Source organism: Motilimonas pumila (genome assembly GCF_003596335.1).
Classification (GTDB): domain Bacteria; phylum Pseudomonadota; class Gammaproteobacteria; order Enterobacterales; family CBDFNC01; genus Motilimonas; species Motilimonas pumila.
On sequence record NZ_QZCH01000013.1, the window covers coordinates 27,941 to 45,723 of the forward strand.

The window sequence follows — 17,783 nt, forward strand, 5'->3', positions numbered from 1 at the left end:
TCTTTATTGGGCTTGCGTGGATAAATAACTGCCTTTGTCGCTGAGGTATTGTAAATACACCTCGCCAAACTCTTTGATGACCGAGGTTTGCACATAACTGAGCGCCAGATAGTGCCGTGCCAGTTGGCTTAGTTTCGGAAAATTGGCCAATAAATCACGTTGGCAATGCTGCTTTATCACATCAAAGCGAGTAAATGCGGGGGCGAGGGCGCTGTCAATTAAGGCGAAATTGTCACTATTAAAGTAACGTTTATCACTCATTGCGGCTTCAATTTTGCTCAAACGGTCGTTGAGCACCGCTTGTTTCTCGCTAAACTCTGCCTCGCTGGTAGCTAACGTGGCCATATATTGCGCCATCAATAGTTGGCTGGAATACTCAATCCAAGCCCTGTCTTGGGCTTTCGTTAATGGCTCTGTTGGCAATAGACTAGGGGGCGTAATTTCATCAAGAAACTCATTTATCACCGCAGACTCAAATAACACCGCGTTGCCATACTTCAAAACGGGCACCTTGCCTAAGGGAGAAATCGCTAAAAACCAATCAGGTTTATTGCTTAAGTCGATGTAAGTTATCTTGAAATCGATGCCTTTTTTGAGCAAGGTGATCACCGAACGCTGTACAAAAGGGCATAAATTAAAGCTAATTAACTCAATGGGTTGTAAAGACATCTTGGTTCCTTGTTAGACAATGTAATAAATTAGACACATTTAGTGACTAAGTATCGTTAGGTAACTATAGGAGCGTGATATAGACTAAACAAGTACGCACAAATTACTCATTTAGTTTCTTCGAGGTGCCTAATGGCTGAATCACTGGCTTTAACGACCGAAAAAAAATGTGAAGGAAATCTCAATCAGTCTGGCTTGGACGTGGATGAGTGTCCTGTAGTGACTGCCATTGATGTGATTGGCGGCAAATGGAAAGTGATCATTTTGTATAACCTGCGAGACAATACGCTGCGTTTTGGCGAGCTGAAAAAGCTGATTCCTCACATTAGCCAGAAAACCCTGACGACTCAGTTACGTAGCTTAGAGGCAGACAAACTGGTGGCGCGCAAAGTTTACGCTGAAGTGCCACCGCGAGTAGAGTACACCGCCACGCCTTTGGCTGAGCAACTAGGGCCAGTGTTAGATGCCTTGTGTCAGTGGGGCCAAGCGTACCGCCAAGCGCATCAATCCTAAGCTAAAACAGTTTTAGCTGGCTTAAATCGTCGTGAAGTTTGGCGCAGCGCGCATTTTATCTTATGGTGTGATGATGATAGTCAGGACGCATTACACAAGGTAATTAAATGAGCGCATTTCAAGGGTTATGTCAGCACTATAAACAGCTTTCTCATTTTCAACATTTAGGTGCCATTTGTGGCTGGGATCAAGCCGCAATGATGCCAAGCGGCGGCAATGCCGCGCGCGCGGAGGCCATGGCTGAGCTGGCGCTACACATTCACAAGTTAGCCACTGCGCCGCAGTTAGGCGAGCAGTTTGCTGCTGCCGAGCAAGAGCCTTTGACCTCATCCCAACAAGCCCAATTGCGAGAAATGCAGCAAAGCTGGCAACAAGCTACTGTGATTCCGGATGATTTGGTGCAAGCTAAGTCTTTGGCTGGCTCTAAATGCGAACACGCTTGGCGTACTCAAAGAGCAGAAAATGACTGGCAAGGTTTTGAGCAAAACTGGGCGGAGGTAGTTAATCTGTCCCAGCAAGAAGCGCAAATTCGTGCCCAAGCCACCGGCACCACACCGTATGACGCTATGTTGAATTTATATGAACCTGGCACCAATAGCGCTTCACTTGACGTGCTATTCAGTGATGTAAAAACCTGGCTGCCTGATTTGATCAATCAAGTGTTACATAAGCAGTCGGGCGAAAGCTGCATTATGCCCAGCGGCACGTTTGCAGTGGCGCAACAAAAAGCCTTGGGCTTAGACGTGATGAAGCTACTGCAATTTGATTTTAACCACGGCCGGCTTGATGAAAGCATGCATCCCTTCTGTGGTGGCGTTGCCTCTGACGTGCGCATTACCACCCGTTATGATGAAGCCGAATTTGTGCAATCGTTGATGGGCATAGTGCATGAAACTGGCCATGCACGTTATGAACAAGGCTTACCTAAAGCTTTAGCGGGTATGCCCTCAGGACAAGCCCGCTCAATGGGCATTCACGAATCACAGTCGCTGTTTTTTGAAATGCAGGTAGGCCGCAGTGAAGGCTTTATTAGCCACCTTTCTGGCTTGGCCAAAAACCACTTTAGCGGTGCCAATAGCGAGCTTTTGAGTCAACAAAACTTGCAGCGTTTGTATACCCGGGTGCAAAAAGACTTTATTCGAGTGGACGCCGATGAACTGACATACCCCGCTCACGTTATTTTGCGGTATGAAATTGAGCGTGACTTGATCAACGGTAATATCAAACACACGGATGTGCCTGAATTGTGGGATCAAAAAATGCAGACTTATTTAGGCTTGTCTACCAAAGACAATTATCGCAACGGCTGCATGCAAGACATTCACTGGACCGACGGCGCGTTTGGCTATTTTCCATCCTACACTCTAGGCGCCATGTATGCGGCGCAATTTATGGCGGCCATGCAGCAAAGCGTTGACGTTAACGACGCGGTTGCAAGTGGCGATCTTACGCCGATATTCAACTGGCTAGCAGAGCATATTTGGAGCAAAGGCAGTTTGCTTACCACTGATGAATTGGTGCAACAAGCCACAGGCGAAACCCTGAATGCCAAGTTCTTTAAGCAACACTTGCAGAGCCGTTATTTATAATCACTGTGGAGTGGCACAGTTTTTCCCTCGCTTTTTAAACCACTAAAAAATGGCTCCTAAGGGAGCTATTTTTGCGCTTAATTGTTTATTACTGGCATTGTGGCCAGCTGAAGCCGTTGCCTTCGTTGTAGTATGTGATCCAGCCTGTTTCTAAGCTGTAAACAAACGTTTCCCAAGTGACGTATATCGCGTCCACTGCTGCGTGTCCCAACCGGTAGACTATATAGCCGAGCTGGCTCACTGCAAAGCCTCGCAATGCGGCGATGAATTACTTTATCGAACAGGTGGCTTTGCTGCCAGATCGTTAAAGATCACGGTAATGTTAAATTGAGCATATAGTTTAACTTTTGATATGCATAATACAAATATCACCTATCAAATAAGGTCATTAGATCTACTGTGAGAGGTTGCATATACTTCACCTATCAAAACAACTTACGGCGAGGAATCACCATGAAAAAGACCCTACTAACAGCAACGGCAATCGCACTTTTCTCTAGCAGCGTCATGGCTGCGCCAATGCAAGTTACTCAAGAAAACTTTGCCCAAGCATACACCAACATGCGACTAGCGTCGGTATTGCAAAAAACGGGTGGCATTAACAAATTCTTTGCGATGCCAGTACCCAGCAGTACTCCTGCGGAGCAGTTTGTAGTGCGCATGAACCGTGACACCGCTTACTCGGTTTCTGTGATTGATATGTCGGGTGGTGAGGTTTACGTTACTGTACCGGAAACGGACAAATACGTCACTATTCAGGTAGTTGATGAAAACCACGAAACCCAGCCTATGATTTATGGTTCAGGTAAACACAAGCTAACGGCAAAGACCGACTTCGCCTTTGTGATTGTACGTACCTTAGACGGCGATATTCGAGATGACTTGGTGATAGAGTCTAACAGCAGCAAACCGTTTAAGTTGCAAGAGTGGGATAAAGCCTCGTTTGCTGAAGTAGACAAAGCCGGTAACCTGGATTTCAGTGACGGTTACGACCAAGCAAAAGCGTTTGGTAACAAAGAAAGCGGTCAAACTCCTTACATGAATTACGTGGGTGCAGCAGGCGGTTGGGGTGGTGCTATGGTTGAAGATAACATCTACCAAACGAGCCAATACTTCAGTGCGGATGGTTGTTATGAAACCACGTTTGTTAACCCTGATGCGAAGTATTTTTGGTCGGCTACTGTGTATAACGGTGATGGTCGCATGTTTAACGACAAAGCCAACATTTCTAGTGAGATGAACCCTGCGCCAAATGCTGATGGCAGTTACACTTTACGGTTTGGTTGTGACGGCCAAGACAACAACATTCCGGTAGCAGAAGGCAATACCACAGGTAAATTTAACGTGCTAATGCGCCACTATGGCCCGAGTGAAGCTGTCAGCAATGACAAGCCAGGTTATAACGCGATGACCATGATTAAAAAGGTGAAGTAACATCTAAATACCTAACAACAAAGCCTGCGAAATGCAGGCTTTTTTAGTTTTCCTGCCGTTAAAAATTCCCTGCAATATCATGCTTACTGAAGGCGCAGCATTGTTAACCTACTCTCTTTCCAGATAGTGGCATAAACTGTTTAGGTAACATGTTCATTTATCGTAATAGAAACGGATAGATATTTTGATGAAAAAAACGATTATCGCCTTATCTTTGGCGCTAAGCAGTACGTTTAGCTATGCCAGTATTGAGAGTAAAACTTGGCCAGCCTCTGTCAAAGCAGAGCAGTTTGTGCAAGACGCCATCGTCATCGGTATGCTGGCTAGCCCATATGGCGCAGGGTGGACAGACGAGCAACAATTACTGGACTATTTTGCGGCCGCGCGAAAAGCAGGGATCACAGGTCACGATTACACCATCACTGCCGCTGACCATAACTTTGACGACTTTTTGCTGCATCACAATAAGCACCGTTCAGCCATGGCCAAAGAAAAACACAATTACTTGGTGGCTTACAGTAATCGAGACATTGAGCTAGCTCACGTAGAAGGTAAAACGGCGGTACTTTGGAATAGCCAAACTGCGACAATTTTAGAAGAAGATATTACCCGTATGTCGATACTAAAAGACATGGGTCTGCGCAGTATGATATTGGCCTATAACGATATTTTTCGTACCGGTTCGGGCCAGTTAGCGGCTTATAATGGCCAAGATATCGGCTTAACCCCTTGGGGTAAAACAGTAATAGATGGCTTGGTGAAATACGATATTTTGCTCGACTTGAGTCATACCGGCTCAAAAACGGCCAATGACGCCATGGATTATATGGAAAAGAACTATCCTGGTGTGCCGTTTATTTATTCTCATTCAGTGCCTGCTGGGCTTTATAAAACGGCGTCAAACGCAACCCCTAAGGGGTGTTATCGTGCTATTCCAGACAATGAGGCGATACGTGCGGCAAAATCCGGTGGTTACGTCGCCCCTACCTTTACCGAATGGATGATGGATGGCATTTGGCCAGAAGATATTACCCCGGCACAAGCAGCGGATATGATTGATTATTACGTTAAGTTGGTGGGCGTTGACCACGTTGGCATAGCAACAGATGATATGTTCTCAACTGCTGGTGTCGTAGACTTTGCCACAAAAAACGCCGATATGTATAACGACGGCGGTTATATGATCAAAGCCTTTGACAAAGGGGCAACTGGCAATGGTGAACTGGCTAAAATTTTAGCCGCCATCACCGACGAATTATGGAAACGGGGTTACAGCAACGAAGACTTAGCCAAAATTTACGGTGGCAACAAAATGCGGGTGTATGCTCAAGTGTCTGAAGGCATCTCGCCAGAGCAGTTTAATAAAGAGTTTCCGGCCCGCTTAAAAGCATTGACCCAGCAGCGTCATGAGTTGTTGAGCCAAGCCAAATAAATTGCCTTGATATGATCGTCATGGAACAAAGCCCGCAGTGTTGCGGGCTTTTTAATGTTTATAAACTGCTACGACTGAATGCAGATTGCCAATTGAGGGCTGAGTAACGAGCTGCAAACCGGCGTGCCCACTGCGCCATTTATTCACACACTCAAAGCACTTTTGTGGTTTACCTTTATCATCATGATACTGCACTGACACGGTGCGACAGCCCTTTTACCTTTTGCGCATGCTCGAATGGGAAGGCAGATAGGGATGGTCATCAAGCATTAACCCTAAGTTGTTTGTCGAACTCTGGCAGTTGGCTTTGCAGGATTTACAAGCATTGTAACGACAGCTAGAAAAGCGTAGAAACCCTTCCACCTTTAGTATCTCCAGCCATAGGTAAGGTCGTCTTACCCGCAGCAATCAGGAGATTTCCATGAACAAGTTCTTAGCCCTGTTAACTTTACCTTGGCTACTGGCGCCCACTGTGCACGCTGAATCTAAGCCCGATCCGAGTGATTTAACCCAGGTTAATTCCTTTTTGTATGGCACCTTTGACAGTGACAATACGTTTAAAGCCAGTTTAGGCTTAGCGGGTCAATACAGTGAAGGCAACAGCTTTATGGGACTGGTGGAGCACGGCTATCAGTTTAAAGATAAGCTCAATAACTCGCGCTTACGTTATTTTCAGGTGTTTGACACTGGCAGTGAAGCTGTTAGCCAAGCCGGTTTATCGGTGGATTACATCAAAGGTTGGGATGCTAAAAGTGACATTGTTGCTTTGGGTACTATTGCGAAAGTGGCCACGCCGTGGCAATCATTATCTATATTTCCTAACTTGGCGTACGTGACCGGTAAAGCTGATGGTAAAACGGTTACGGGTTATCAAACCAATATATTTGCCAGCATGAGCTTAGGTGATGAGGGAGACTATTTAATTTTCCAGCCGCAATGGATGGACACCAACCTTGGCCGTAAATTTGAAGTGAAATCCGGTTATGGCGCTCCCGTGTCCGATGATGGCAAGGTTTGGTGGGATATCTCTCATACTTATCAAAATACCAAAGTGGGTCAAGCAAAAGCGAGTGGGGATCACCAAGTCGCGCTGGGCTTAGCGTATTATTTTTAACAATACTTGGCATATTTTGCAGCTTTCATAGCCAGCTGCATTGAGGCACGGACGCCTTTTTTTAATCCTGCTTATTGATGCCTGTTTTACTCTGGTTAAAGCCTGATATTTTAATTCCCACCTTTTATTTGTGGTTATAAGACAAGTGTCGCATCACCCGTTGTAGGCTTAACTGCATTTCCTAATAAGAACAGAATATTAGTAGAAACTTTACCAATATCTGCGATGCAACAAGGTGAATGTGAGGCCGTAATCAGCATTTTACTGATGAAGGTTATAACAAATTGGTCTTAACAAATAAGGTATCACAACTGGTAATAAGAATGGTTCTTGTTTATATTTCATTGCATTCATTATGCAGTTGGATAGGATCATGTACGTTTGTTTATGTCACGGTGTTTCAGATAAGAAAATCAAGCAATTAGCCTTGGAAGAAGGGATCTGCGATGTTCGTGGTATTAAACAATGCACCGCGTTGGGTAGCCAATGTGGGAAATGCATCAAACAAACAAAGGAAATTCTTAACGAAACAGTGCCTATTTTGTACCAAAAAGTCAGTTAAATAGCCCTTTTGGCGTTTTGACACCCCCTGTATTGGATCTACATTTAGTGGATATCCAACAGAGGGTTTTTGTCATGAAAGGCGATCCAATCATTATTCAACATTTGAATAAAATTCTCGGCAATGAACTTGTTGCCATCAATCAATATTTTCTGCACGCACGCATGTACAAAGACTGGGGCCTTAAGCACCTAGCCGACAAGGAATATCACGAATCGATCGACGAAATGAAGCACGCTGATCACTTGATCGAGCGGATCTTGTTTCTCGAAGGGCTGCCAAATTTGCAAGATCTCGGCAAGTTAATGATTGGCGAAGACACCAAAGAAATGCTGCAGTGCGATTTAAAGTTGGAAATGGCCGCCATTCCCGATCTTAAGGACGCCATCGCTTACGCAGAAGATATCCGCGATTATGTTTCCCGTGACCTTTTTCAAGATATTTTAGAAGATGAAGAAGAGCACGTAGACTGGCTTGAAACTCAATTAGGTCTGATAGACAAAGCCGGCTTAGAAAACTACCTGCAAGCGCAATTTGTAGACGAAGAGTAACCGATAAAGTATGCCTGTTAGTACAATAAATGGCCGGTTCTGCATCGGCTATTTATTGCCACTCAAGATGGCCCATATATTCTGGATTATGTTTAAACTACTATTTTTTATATCAATAAAATAGGTTTATACGGTTTAAAACGGGAATTCACCGTGCCAGTGATATCTTATCATGTTAACGAAATGTTGGCGGGCACTGCTTAGCGTGATTCAGCTCGCTTAATTCCTGATTCAGCTAAAGATATAATATTGATAAATCGTACCGAACAGGAAGTGGTACCTGAATAGCGAGAAATGCGAGTTTAGCTCACTTCGATGTACTCACTTGTTAACTTCAATGAACCTTATCGGCTTGACGATACACTTGAATACCCATTAAAGATTACATTGCTACGACATTATGCTTAATAAGAACCTTAAGAATCTGCTTTTCTTCGTTTTCATCCTTTTTTCCGGCCACCTAAAAGCCGCGGTTTATAGCTGTGATGTTGATGGTAAAAAGGTATATCAAGATATCCCTTGTACCGATGGCAAATATTTAGGTGCGGTGAAGGGCCCAAAGCAGATAGTAGGAGGGTTTCACAAGACGTGGTTCCTTCGTCCTGCGATGTTGCCAAGCAGGCCAACCTGTAATCAAACAGCATGTCTTTGTGATGGTAAAAAATACCCTTACAAGACAGATGAATGGCTATTAGTAATGAATGCGATGGCGGGCTTGCCAAGCAGTTGGAATATGCATCAAAGCTACGCTGAACGACAAAAGAAACATGACAGTGATGCCCTTAGAGAGGGCACGATAAAATATGCGTGTGATGTTGCCATGAAGCAAGAGATTGTGCGTAAATTTTATGATCAAGTGGCCAATAAAATTACTGCTGATTCTCAAAGTGCGGAAGAAGCCTTCGAAAAGCTTGATAAAAAATGTGACAAACTTAGTAAGACAAGTAGTGACGACGCTGAAGCTATCATTAATTGTTACAACGGTACGCGTGTTAGCCGTAACAAAGCATTGCGATCAAAAAAGCGTAAATCAAGCGACTATAAGTACTTAATGTCTCAGGCTGAAATCCTTAAAAAGGCAAGGGAGATAGAGCAGTGGTGAGTAAGTGAAAGCCCGATAGCTTTAGCGCTTAATCTGTTATTGCACTCTTATCGCCATTTTTATCTACACAAACAAAGGTGACTTGGGTGGTGAAAATGGTCAGTTTCTCTGGGTGACTAGCCAGCTTAACGCTCACTTCATAAGTCACCGAGGTGTTGCCTCTGGCTTGGCGATTGACCTCGAATTTCAAAATACTGCCTAACTCAACGGATTGTTTGTAGCTGACCTTTTCCATGCCCACGGTGACAAAGCGTTTACCTGGATGCTCTAGTCGAGCTTGAATATAAGCCGTTTCATCTACCCATTTCAGCAAGGTGCCGCCAAATAAGTAACCGTAATGATTTAAGTGCTCGGTGAGTACCAGTTGATAATTGTCCATTTATAGCCCTAGTGATATCAAGGGGCGCCAAAAGAGCGCCAAAACAAAGCGTGTTATTTGCCAATACAAAAGCTTGAGAAAATGCGGCCGAGTAGGTCGTCGCTGGTGAACTCTCCGGTGATTTCACTCAAGGCTTCTTGCGCCAGTCGTAGCTCTTCAGCCAGCAGTTCTCCGGCCATAAACTCTTCTAATTGCACTTTGCCGTTATCAACGTGAACAGAGGCTATATCAAGGGCTTCTAGGTGGCGTCTACGCGCCATAAAGCCACCTTCGGTATTACCTTGATAACCCATAATGGCTTTAAGGTGATCTCGCAGCGAGTCTAACCCTAGGCCTGTTTTGGCGCTGATGCGGTAAACAGGGTGGCCATGGTCTTCGCTGATACCTAAGGTTTCACCGGTGAGGTCTGCTTTATTACGTACCACTGTCATGCCGATATTGGCAGGCAGACGCTCAACAAAGTCGGGCCAGATTTTAGCGGGGTCTAATTCATCCGTGGTGGTGCCATCAAGCATAAATAATACCCGATCAGCATTTTCTATTTCCTGCCATGCGCGCTCTATCCCAATTTGCTCGACGACATCTGGGCTTTCACGCAGGCCAGCGGTATCAATGATGTGCAGCGGCATGCCGTCAATATGGATGTGTTCGCGTAATACATCTCGGGTAGTGCCGGCAATTTCGGTAACAATGGCGGCTTCTTTGCCAGCTAAGGCGTTTAGCAGGCTGGATTTTCCGGCATTCGGGCGTCCGGCTATCACTACTTTCATGCCTTCACGCATGATAGCGCCTTGTTTTGCTTGGCTTTGTACCAAGGCTAATTGGTCAATAATACTGTATAACTGGCCTTGGATTTTTCCGTCTGATAAAAAGTCGACGCCTTCTTCGTCAGGAAAGTCGATGGCGGCTTCAACAAAGATGCGCAGGTGAATAAGCGCTTCTACTAGTTGGTGAATTTTGTTGGAAAATTCACCTTGTAGTGAGTTAAGGGCGCTTTTAGCCGCTTGCTCGGAAGTGGCTTCGATCAAATCCGCAATAGCCTCTGCTTGTGCCAAGTCGAGTTTGTCATTCATAAAAGCGCGTTCAGAGAACTCGCCTGGGCGCGCTGTGCGCACCCCAGGAATGGTCAGAATGCGTTTTATCAGCATATCCATGACGACTGGACCACCGTGGCCTTGAAGCTCTAAGACGTCTTCTCCGGTAAACGAGTTTGGCGTTTTAAATAATAAGGCGATGCCTTCGTCTAGGGCGGTATTGTCAGCATTGCGAAATGGCAAGTATTCGGCATAGCGGACGCGAGGCGTTTTACCCAATACTATCTTGGCCACTTGCTCGGCTGCGGGGCCAGAGACGCGAATAATGCCAACACCGCCGCGTCCGGGTGGTGTGGCTTGGGCAACAATAGTATCGGTAGAATTCATGCGGTTATGCTCGTGCTAGGGTTTGTTAAATAATATACGGCTTTCATTAAATAATAAAAAAGGAGCCATTTGGCTCCTTTTTTGAGTGCAGCTATTGTGCCTTATTTCGAGTCTTTACCTAAACCCTTTTTGTCCAGCGCACGGAAAATCATCCATTGCTGCAATAGGGTAACCAGGTTACTCACTAGCCAGTAAAGTACTAGACCAGATGGGAACCATAGGAAGAAGAAGGTAAATACTACCGGCATGTATTGCATGATTTTCGCCTGCATCGGGTCTTGCACCGTGGTTGGCGACATCTTCTGGATGAAGAACATGCTCACACCCATCAGAATTGGCAATACGTAGTAAGGGTCTTGGACTGACAAGTCAGTAATCCATAGGAAGAACGGCGCATGGCGTAGCTCTACCGATTCCATTAACGACCAGTATAGGGCGATGAAGATAGGCATTTGCAGCAAGATAGGTAGACAACCGCCTAATGGGTTTACTTTCTCTTTCTTGTACAGCTCCATCATGCCTTGTGATACTTTCTGACGGTCTTCACCGTAGCGGTCACGTAGCTGCTGGATTTTTGGCTGCAATAAACGCATTTTAGCCATCGAGGTGTATTGCGCTTTGGTCAGCGGGTACATTACACCTTTTACCGCAAAGGTAACTAAGATAATTGCCACACCCCAGTTACTTACAATGCTTTGGAAAAACAGCAATAGTTGGAACAATGGTTGCGCAATAAACCATAACCAACCGTAATCCACGGTGAGGTCAAGGTGTTTGCCTACTTGGGCCATTTCATCTTGCAGTTTAGGGCCGACCCACATCGTCGTGCTAAGGTCTGCGGTACTGCCTGCAGCGACGGTTTGCATTGGCGCTTTAAAGCCAATGGTCGCGTCGCCGGTACTGAGTACGCGGCTGTATAGCTCGTTAGATTGCGTTTCACTTGGTACAAACGCTGACACGAAGTAGTGTTCTAGCATCGCGACATAACCACCTTGGGTGGTGACGTTCAAGTTGCCGTCCTTCATGTCGTCGAAGCTGTATTTCTTATAACGCGTGTCGCTTGCCGGAGACGAGTAAGCACCGCCACGGTAAACAGGCATCACCAAGCTGCCACCAGAAGGCTGGATGGTTTGCTTAAGCTGACCATAAAGCTGAAGGTTCACTGGGTTCGCAGATTGGTTAGCCACTTTGTAGTCGATATCGACTTGGTAGCTGCCACGAGTTAGCGTGAACACCTTAACGTAACGTACGCCGCTTTCTGTCGTGAAGTAAAGTTCAGCAGAAACGCTGTCTTGGCCTTCTTGAATATTGAAGCTGTCGGCTTGAGTGGTGTAATGAGGACGACCTTTCGGGCTGGAATCAGGGCCTTGGCCAATCAAACCACTTTGCGCGATGTAAGTATTACCAGACTCATTTTTCAGGAGTTTAAACGGTGTTGGCTCGTCTTGAACTTCTGGGTATTGCAACAAGTCAGCTTCAATGATGTCACCGCCTATGGTGTCAATCACAAGGTTTAACGTGTCACTGGTCAAGGTAATGCGTTTGTGGGCGGCAGTGTTGTTCTCGGCAGGCACGTCTTGCGCGGTGTTGCCGGTTGCTGCTGGCACGTCAGCGCTTAAGTTAGCACTGGTGCTGGCAGGCACACTGCTTTGTTGCTGAGTTACCACAGGTTGCTCTGGAGTTGGATTTTTGTATTCAATCCATTCCATATACAACAGGTAACTGACAAACAGTAAACCAATTAATAATAAATTACGTTGAGATTCCATAGTTTTAGTTAATCTCTATTTTTGGGTTTAGGTTTAGGAACAGGATCGTACCCACCGGGATTTAAAGGGTGACATTTTATAAGACGTTTGGCTGCGAACCAACCACCTTTTATCGATCCATGCAATTTAATTGCCTCAATGGCGTAATGAGAGCAAGTAGGATGGAACCGACAACGAGGTCCAAGCAGCGGACTAATGCCAACTTGGTAAGCTTTAATGAGACTGATGGCTAACCATTGTAACGGCGAATGACTCTTTGCCATAACTTGCCTAACAGTTTGTTGAGTGCTTCGTTGGATAAGGTACCACTGCCACCTTTAGCAATAACCACAAAGTCGAGCGCGGGTAAGTCGTGTTGATGTAAACGGAAATGTTCACGAGTAACGCGACGAATACGGTTACGACCAACAGCAAGCTTGACGTGCTTTTTGGGTATGGCTAAGCCTAATCGAGGATGATCTAAGCCATTGGGTTTGGCTAGGATAGTAATTTGGGGTGATGCAGCGGGTATGGGGTCTTTAAATACGTTTTTGAATTGCTCGGGAGTTAACAAACGTAACTCCCGATTGAACGATAAATTAATCACGTCTGATTAATTAAGCGCTCAAGCGTGTGCGGCCTTTAGCACGACGACGAGCTACAACTTGACGACCGCCTTTGGTCGCTTTGCGAGCACGAAAGCCGTGTGAACGCTTACGCTTTAGATTGCTTGGTTGAAAAGTACGTTTCATGGTTCTTTCCGTTATCAGTTAACTGTACAGTTGGCTTCCTTTCACTATTTATTCTATCTGACGATAAAGCAAACAATTCAGTAGGCCTCAAAAAAGAGGGCGAATTCTATACCTTGAAATACATCAAGTCAATTTAAATGCCATCATATTTGCATAAATCTTATACAAGACAAGTTATGCCTTTCAGAGTCATCCCTAGAATAAAGGGAATAAACTGAGAGTGCGCGAGATTATATAGAGATCTGCTGAGAGTGCAAGGATCGGCGGGATCCTTTGATCGAATATCTTAGTCAAGAGATCGCTAAAAGGCTTGTTTGAACCAACCCCATACGCCAAACGAATAGCCAGGGATAAGATCGATGCCTGCAGCGGATTTGATCAAATATAAGATGAGTAATCCCAGCATGGCTGAAAAACAAATAAATGTCGCGATCAAGCAGGCTTGGATCAAGCGAGAAATGCGTTTGTCACGGCGACTGAGTTGGCGACGGTTACGTCCGGCAATGATGACGTAATAATAACGCCAGCGAAATAACTTAACGGTGCCGCGCCAATCGATCTTATGCTGACCCCAGGTACGTGATCCGATGGCCACTTTTAGTTGAGTCAGTTGTTCATCACTGAATGAGTCGTGATGTTTTTGCGGAATACGTTCAAATAAATTAACCACAAAGGGATCTTGGCGAATATCGGATTTGATGAGATGCGGTTTGTGGTCCATTAAGCCTGCCTAAACTATCAACAATGATGAAATAATAGGCGTTACTGACAAGCGGGTAAACAGAAAGTTTCTGCTTGATCCATAGGTCAAAATACTGGATCTGTGCGCGCCAATTTTGTCAAGCAGCATATTTATTAATATGGTGATATAAAGCCTAGAGATATAAGGCGTAGCAGGATAAAATATCCGACCGTTTTTTTGTTTTGGAGTGATCTGTGTCTTCTACCGTTTGGCAAAACTGCCTCGCCCGATTAAAGGATGAATTGCCAGCTACTGAATTCAGCATGTGGATCCGCCCATTGCAAACTGAACTCAAAGATAACGTGTTAACTTTCTACGCGCCGAACCGCTTTGTATTGGACTGGGTGCGCGATAAATACTTAAATAATTTTACCAGCTTGTTGGCGGAGTTCTGCGACAACGACATGCCGGTATTAAAATTTGAAGTAGGCAGCCGTCCGGTTGTGGTCGAAACGAAATCCAACAATGAGCAGCCGGCACAGCCGCCGCAACCTGTTGTTAGCAACAATACGCCATGGGAAAAAGAAACCAAACCTAAACCTGAGATCCGCCATCGCAGTAGCATTAACGACAATTACACCTTTGATAACTTTGTCGAAGGTAAGTCGAACCAGTTGGGCCGTGCCGCGGCCAGGCAAGTGGCTGAGAATCCGGGTGGCGCGTATAACCCACTGTTTTTGTACGGTGGCAGCGGCCTAGGTAAAACTCACTTGCTGCACGCAGTGGGTAATGGCATTCGTGAGCATAAAAAAGACGCCAAAGTGATTTACATGCACTCTGAGCGATTTGTGCAAGACATGGTGAAAGCACTGCAAAGCAATGCCATTGAAGATTTTAAACGCTATTACCGCAGCGTAGATGCTTTATTGATCGATGATATTCAATTTTTTGCTAATAAAGAGCGCTCCCAAGAAGAGTTTTTTCATACCTTCAACGCGCTGTTAGAAGGTAACCAACAAATTATTTTGACCAGCGACCGTTACCCGAAAGAAATTGACGGCGTAGAAGATCGCCTCAAATCTCGCTTTGGCTGGGGTTTAACCGTTGCGATTGAGCCACCAGAGTTAGAAACGCGGGTGGCTATTTTGAAACGTAAAGCGGCAGAGCACAATTTTGATTTGCCCGATGAAAGTGCCTTCTTTATCGCTAAGCGACTGCGCTCAAATGTGCGTGAGTTAGAAGGGGCGTTAAACCGCGTTAGAGCTAACGCTGATTTCACCGGCCGCACTGCTACCATCGACTTCGTTCGTGAAGCCCTGCGCGATTTATTGGCGTTACAAGAAAAATTGGTCACCATCGACAATATTCAAAAGACGGTGGCCGAGTACTACAAAATTAAAATGGCAGATTTATTATCGAAGCGTCGTAGCCGCAGTGTTGCGAGACCTCGTCAAATCGCCATGGCATTGGCCAAAGAGTTGACCAACCACAGTTTGCCTGAGATTGGCGATGCGTTTGGCGGCCGAGACCACACCACTGTGTTGCATGCTTGTCGTAAAATTAAAGCATTGCGAGAAGAAAGCCACGACATCAAAGAAGACTATTCTAATCTGATCCGAACATTATCATCTTAAGGACATCCTGATGCATTTTTCTATTAATAGAGAAGCCTTACTTAGGCCATTGCAACTTGTCGCCACTACTTTAGGTGGGCGTCCCACTTTGCCTATTTTAGGTCATGTTCTATTGGATGTAAGTAATGGCTTACTATCACTTACTGGTACGGATTTAGAGGTTGAGCAAATAGGTCAGATGCAATTAGAAGGCGATTTTGCTGAAGGTCGTACGACTGTGCCGGCCAAGAAGCTGCTGGATATTTGTCGTGGTCTGCCTGAGCAGTCTGAAATCCGCCTTATCGCTGAAGCGGATAAAGTGATTCTACGTTCGGGCCGCAGCCGTTATACCTTATCTTGCTTATCAGCCACTGACTTTCCTAATATCGAGTCATGGGCCAGCATTGTCGAATTTGATATTCCTCAAGGCCAAATGCGCCGCTTAATTGAAAGCACGCAATTTTCCATGGCCAGCCAGGACGTGCGTTATTACCTCAACGGCATGTACTTTGAAACGGACGGCACTGAGTTAAAAAGCGTGGCAACAGACGGCCACCGTTTAGCCATGTGCACCACGCAGCTCAATGAAGCGCTGCAGAATCAGTCCATCATAGTGCCACGTAAAGGCGTCAATCAATTATTGAAACTGCTCGACAGCGAGGAAGCCGGTTTACGCATTCAAATTGGCTCAAACAATATTCGAGCTATTACCGACGGCTTTACATTTACGTGTCAGTTAGTAGATGGCCGTTTTCCTGATTATCGCCGAGTGATCCCGCGAAATGGTGATAAGGTGCTCTCGTCGGGCCGTGAAGAGCTAAAACAAGCCTTTTCTCGCGCCGCTATATTGTCGAATGAAAAGTTCCGTGGCGTGCGTTTGACCTTGTCTGAGAACCTACTGAAAATCACCGCGAACAACCCAGAGCGCGAAGAAGCGGAAGAAATCTTAGATGTGAGCTTCCCGGCTCACGATTTAGAGGTTGGCTTTAACGTCAGCTATGTGCTGGATGTGCTAAATACGCTAAAATGTGAGCGCGTAAAAATCATCCTCAGCGATGCTAACAGCAGTGCGTTGATTGAAGCGGAAGAAGAAGCCAGCGAAGCCATGTACGTGGTTATGCCAATGCGTTTATAACATGGCCATTACCCAAGTTAATGTCAGTCAGTTTCGAAACATTACAAACGCAAAGCTTAATCCTGAACCTGGGGTTAATTTATTGCTGGGTAAAAATGGCAGCGGCAAAACCAGTTTATTAGAAGCGATTCATTTTCTCGGGTTAGGGCGTTCGTTTCGTTCGCACTTAACTAAACGCGTGATTCAATACGAGCAAGACGCGTTTACCTTGTTTGCAAAGTTTATGCATCAAGGTAGCGAAACGCCACTAGGGCTTCGCAAAAGCAAAAATGGTGACACAGTATTAAAAATTGCCGGTGAAAAAGCCGAGCGATTATCGCAGTTGGCTGAGTTGTTGCCGTTGCAATTAATTCACCCTGAAGGGTATAGCTTATTAACCGGTGGGCCAAAAGGTCGTCGCAGCTTTATCGATTGGGGGGTGTTCCATGTGGAACCCAGTTTTTTTCCACAGTGGTTGCGTATAAAACGTTTGCTAAAGCAACGTAATATGGCGCTAAAAACGGCAAAGTCTTATCGTGATATTGCGTATTGGGACGTTGAATTAAGTAGTCGTTGTTTGCAACTGACTGCGTTTCGCCGAGATTATTTGACGCAGTTGGGCAGTGAAATCCTGACAACGGCGGCGGATTTTTTACCTGAATTTGAGTTCCATTTGGACTTTTTTCAGGGCTGGGACAAAACCAAGGATTTGCCCAGTTATTTAGAACAGAATTTTGAACGTGATCGGGCATTAGGCTATACCAGCATAGGTCCGCATAAAGCGGATTTACGCATTAAAGTTGCAGGGGTGCCTGTAGCAGACGTATTGTCTCGCGGTCAGTTAAAATTGTTGGTGTGTGCGCTGAGGTTAGCTCAGGGTAAATACCATAATGGGGTAAGTGATAATAAGTGCATTTTTCTCTTAGATGATTTTACATCTGAATTAGACAGCGAAAAGCAGCTTCCCCTGGCAAAACACATTGCCGAATCCGGCGCCCAAGTATTTATTACCGCGATTGAAAGAGAGCGAGTAGAAGAGTTATTTGGGCAAAAAATTAAAGTGTTCCATGTGGAACACGGCAACGTTTCAGAGCTATAAGTGAGATCT

20 protein-coding genes are annotated in these 17,783 nt (G+C 45.4%); 11 read left to right on the forward strand and 9 right to left on the reverse strand.

The genetic code is table 11. The features are described 5' to 3' along the window. Positions 1–3: 3 nt before the first annotated feature. Positions 4–669, reverse strand: coding sequence for a glutathione S-transferase family protein (locus D1Z90_RS10985; RefSeq protein ID WP_119910808.1), 666 nt, complete (start codon positions 667–669; stop codon positions 4–6). A 132-nt stretch (positions 670–801) separates the two neighbouring features. On the opposite strand from D1Z90_RS10985, the gene D1Z90_RS10990 reads away from it, so the two are divergent. Both D1Z90_RS10990 and D1Z90_RS10995 read left to right on the forward strand, forming a co-directional pair. Continuing rightward, positions 802–1,182 (forward strand): winged helix-turn-helix transcriptional regulator, encoded by a 381-nt coding sequence (locus D1Z90_RS10990; protein ID WP_119910809.1) that lies wholly within the window; start codon positions 802–804, stop codon positions 1,180–1,182. Positions 1,183–1,289: 107 nt separating this feature from the next. Beyond that, positions 1,290–2,771, forward strand: coding sequence for a carboxypeptidase M32 (locus tag D1Z90_RS10995; protein ID WP_119910810.1), 1,482 nt, complete (start codon positions 1,290–1,292; stop codon positions 2,769–2,771). Between the two features lie 88 nt (positions 2,772–2,859). Here the strand turns inward: D1Z90_RS10995 and D1Z90_RS21295 are convergent, their stop codons facing one another. Beyond that, entirely contained in the window at positions 2,860–3,012 is a 153-nt protein-coding gene (locus D1Z90_RS21295; protein ID WP_158587106.1) for a hypothetical protein, read from the reverse strand. Positions 3,013–3,224: 212 nt separating this feature from the next. On the opposite strand from D1Z90_RS21295, the gene D1Z90_RS11000 reads away from it, so the two are divergent. The 6 genes from D1Z90_RS11000 (at position 3,225) to D1Z90_RS11025 (ending at position 8,966) form a co-directional block, all read left to right on the forward strand. Beyond that, positions 3,225–4,205, forward strand: a complete 981-nt coding sequence (locus D1Z90_RS11000; protein ID WP_119910811.1) for a DUF1254 domain-containing protein — start codon at positions 3,225–3,227, stop codon at positions 4,203–4,205. 187 nt (positions 4,206–4,392) lie between these two features. Next, on the forward strand, positions 4,393–5,637 hold the full coding sequence (locus D1Z90_RS11005) for a membrane dipeptidase (protein ID WP_198419139.1): 1,245 nt from the start codon (positions 4,393–4,395) through the stop codon (positions 5,635–5,637). Positions 5,638–6,058: 421 nt separating this feature from the next. Continuing rightward, positions 6,059–6,751, forward strand: a complete 693-nt coding sequence (locus tag D1Z90_RS11010) for a hypothetical protein (RefSeq protein WP_119910813.1) — start codon at positions 6,059–6,061, stop codon at positions 6,749–6,751. A gap of 373 nt (positions 6,752–7,124) precedes the next feature. Then, on the forward strand, positions 7,125–7,313 hold the full coding sequence (locus D1Z90_RS11015) for a (2Fe-2S)-binding protein (protein ID WP_119910814.1): 189 nt from the start codon (positions 7,125–7,127) through the stop codon (positions 7,311–7,313). Between the two features lie 74 nt (positions 7,314–7,387). Continuing rightward, a complete protein-coding gene (gene bfr, locus D1Z90_RS11020; protein WP_119910815.1) occupies positions 7,388–7,864 on the forward strand; it encodes a bacterioferritin in 477 nt (158 codons plus the stop codon). A 400-nt stretch (positions 7,865–8,264) separates the two neighbouring features. Then, on the forward strand, positions 8,265–8,966 hold the full coding sequence (locus tag D1Z90_RS11025) for a DUF4124 domain-containing protein (RefSeq protein ID WP_119910816.1): 702 nt from the start codon (positions 8,265–8,267) through the stop codon (positions 8,964–8,966). Positions 8,967–8,994: 28 nt separating this feature from the next. Here the strand turns inward: D1Z90_RS11025 and D1Z90_RS11030 are convergent, their stop codons facing one another. The 7 genes from D1Z90_RS11030 to D1Z90_RS11060 all read right to left on the reverse strand — a co-directional run bounded on the left by D1Z90_RS11030 (position 8,995) and on the right by D1Z90_RS11060 (position 13,987). Continuing rightward, the gene (locus D1Z90_RS11030) at positions 8,995–9,345 is read right to left on the reverse strand and encodes an acyl-CoA thioesterase (protein ID WP_119910817.1); all 351 of its coding nucleotides are present in this window, start codon (positions 9,343–9,345) and stop codon (positions 8,995–8,997) included. A 53-nt stretch (positions 9,346–9,398) separates the two neighbouring features. After that, positions 9,399–10,766 (reverse strand): tRNA uridine-5-carboxymethylaminomethyl(34) synthesis GTPase MnmE, encoded by a 1,368-nt coding sequence (mnmE, locus tag D1Z90_RS11035; protein WP_119910818.1) that lies wholly within the window; start codon positions 10,764–10,766, stop codon positions 9,399–9,401. Positions 10,767–10,867: 101 nt separating this feature from the next. Further along, on the reverse strand, positions 10,868–12,535 hold the full coding sequence (gene yidC, locus D1Z90_RS11040; RefSeq protein ID WP_119910819.1) for a membrane protein insertase YidC: 1,668 nt from the start codon (positions 12,533–12,535) through the stop codon (positions 10,868–10,870). Between the two features lie 8 nt (positions 12,536–12,543). Continuing rightward, positions 12,544–12,798 carry a membrane protein insertion efficiency factor YidD gene (gene yidD, locus D1Z90_RS11045; RefSeq protein WP_119910820.1) on the reverse strand — a complete coding sequence of 85 codons (255 nt, stop codon included), beginning with the start codon at positions 12,796–12,798 and terminating at the stop codon, positions 12,544–12,546. After that, a complete protein-coding gene (gene rnpA, locus D1Z90_RS11050; RefSeq protein ID WP_438941745.1) occupies positions 12,765–13,088 on the reverse strand; it encodes a ribonuclease P protein component in 324 nt (107 codons plus the stop codon). The genes yidD and rnpA overlap by 34 nt, the downstream gene beginning before the upstream one ends. Before the next feature lie 43 nt (positions 13,089–13,131). After that, positions 13,132–13,266, reverse strand: coding sequence for a 50S ribosomal protein L34 (gene rpmH, locus D1Z90_RS11055; protein ID WP_119910821.1), 135 nt, complete (start codon positions 13,264–13,266; stop codon positions 13,132–13,134). Positions 13,267–13,567: 301 nt separating this feature from the next. Continuing rightward, complete coding sequence (locus D1Z90_RS11060) at positions 13,568–13,987, reverse strand: 3-phosphoshikimate 1-carboxyvinyltransferase (RefSeq protein WP_119910822.1); 420 nt, start codon at positions 13,985–13,987, stop codon at positions 13,568–13,570. Between the two features lie 215 nt (positions 13,988–14,202). Here D1Z90_RS11060 and dnaA point away from each other — a divergent pair, with 215 nt between their 5' ends. From dnaA to recF, 3 genes are read left to right on the forward strand one after another with little or no spacing between them, the layout of a single operon-like run. Continuing rightward, positions 14,203–15,582 carry a chromosomal replication initiator protein DnaA gene (dnaA, locus tag D1Z90_RS11065; protein WP_119910823.1) on the forward strand — a complete coding sequence of 460 codons (1,380 nt, stop codon included), beginning with the start codon at positions 14,203–14,205 and terminating at the stop codon, positions 15,580–15,582. 10 nt (positions 15,583–15,592) lie between these two features. Next, positions 15,593–16,696, forward strand: a complete 1,104-nt coding sequence (gene dnaN, locus D1Z90_RS11070; protein WP_119910824.1) for a DNA polymerase III subunit beta — start codon at positions 15,593–15,595, stop codon at positions 16,694–16,696. 1 nt (position 16,697) lies between these two features. Continuing rightward, positions 16,698–17,774 (forward strand): DNA replication/repair protein RecF, encoded by a 1,077-nt coding sequence (gene recF, locus D1Z90_RS11075; protein ID WP_119910825.1) that lies wholly within the window; start codon positions 16,698–16,700, stop codon positions 17,772–17,774. The last annotated feature ends 9 nt before the right edge of the window (positions 17,775–17,783 follow it).

Coding starts and splice junctions, on each gene's coding strand:
- yidC (WP_119910819.1), bottom strand. CDS start 12,535: ATGGAATCTCAACGTAATTTATTATTAATTGGTTTACTGTTTGTCAGT.
- yidD (WP_119910820.1), bottom strand. CDS start 12,798: ATGGCAAAGAGTCATTCGCCGTTACAATGGTTAGCCATCAGTCTCATT.
- D1Z90_RS11010 (WP_119910813.1), top strand. CDS start 6,059: ATGAACAAGTTCTTAGCCCTGTTAACTTTACCTTGGCTACTGGCGCCC.
- recF (WP_119910825.1), top strand. CDS start 16,698: ATGGCCATTACCCAAGTTAATGTCAGTCAGTTTCGAAACATTACAAAC.
- D1Z90_RS11000 (WP_119910811.1), top strand. CDS start 3,225: ATGAAAAAGACCCTACTAACAGCAACGGCAATCGCACTTTTCTCTAGC.
- rpmH (WP_119910821.1), bottom strand. CDS start 13,266: ATGAAACGTACTTTTCAACCAAGCAATCTAAAGCGTAAGCGTTCACAC.
- D1Z90_RS11060 (WP_119910822.1), bottom strand. CDS start 13,987: ATGGACCACAAACCGCATCTCATCAAATCCGATATTCGCCAAGATCCC.
- D1Z90_RS11015 (WP_119910814.1), top strand. CDS start 7,125: ATGTACGTTTGTTTATGTCACGGTGTTTCAGATAAGAAAATCAAGCAA.
- D1Z90_RS10985 (WP_119910808.1), bottom strand. CDS start 669: ATGTCTTTACAACCCATTGAGTTAATTAGCTTTAATTTATGCCCTTTT.
- dnaN (WP_119910824.1), top strand. CDS start 15,593: ATGCATTTTTCTATTAATAGAGAAGCCTTACTTAGGCCATTGCAACTT.
- bfr (WP_119910815.1), top strand. CDS start 7,388: ATGAAAGGCGATCCAATCATTATTCAACATTTGAATAAAATTCTCGGC.
- D1Z90_RS11005 (WP_198419139.1), top strand. CDS start 4,393: ATGAAAAAAACGATTATCGCCTTATCTTTGGCGCTAAGCAGTACGTTT.
- D1Z90_RS11025 (WP_119910816.1), top strand. CDS start 8,265: ATGCTTAATAAGAACCTTAAGAATCTGCTTTTCTTCGTTTTCATCCTT.
- D1Z90_RS10995 (WP_119910810.1), top strand. CDS start 1,290: ATGAGCGCATTTCAAGGGTTATGTCAGCACTATAAACAGCTTTCTCAT.
- D1Z90_RS11030 (WP_119910817.1), bottom strand. CDS start 9,345: ATGGACAATTATCAACTGGTACTCACCGAGCACTTAAATCATTACGGT.
- mnmE (WP_119910818.1), bottom strand. CDS start 10,766: ATGAATTCTACCGATACTATTGTTGCCCAAGCCACACCACCCGGACGC.
- D1Z90_RS10990 (WP_119910809.1), top strand. CDS start 802: ATGGCTGAATCACTGGCTTTAACGACCGAAAAAAAATGTGAAGGAAAT.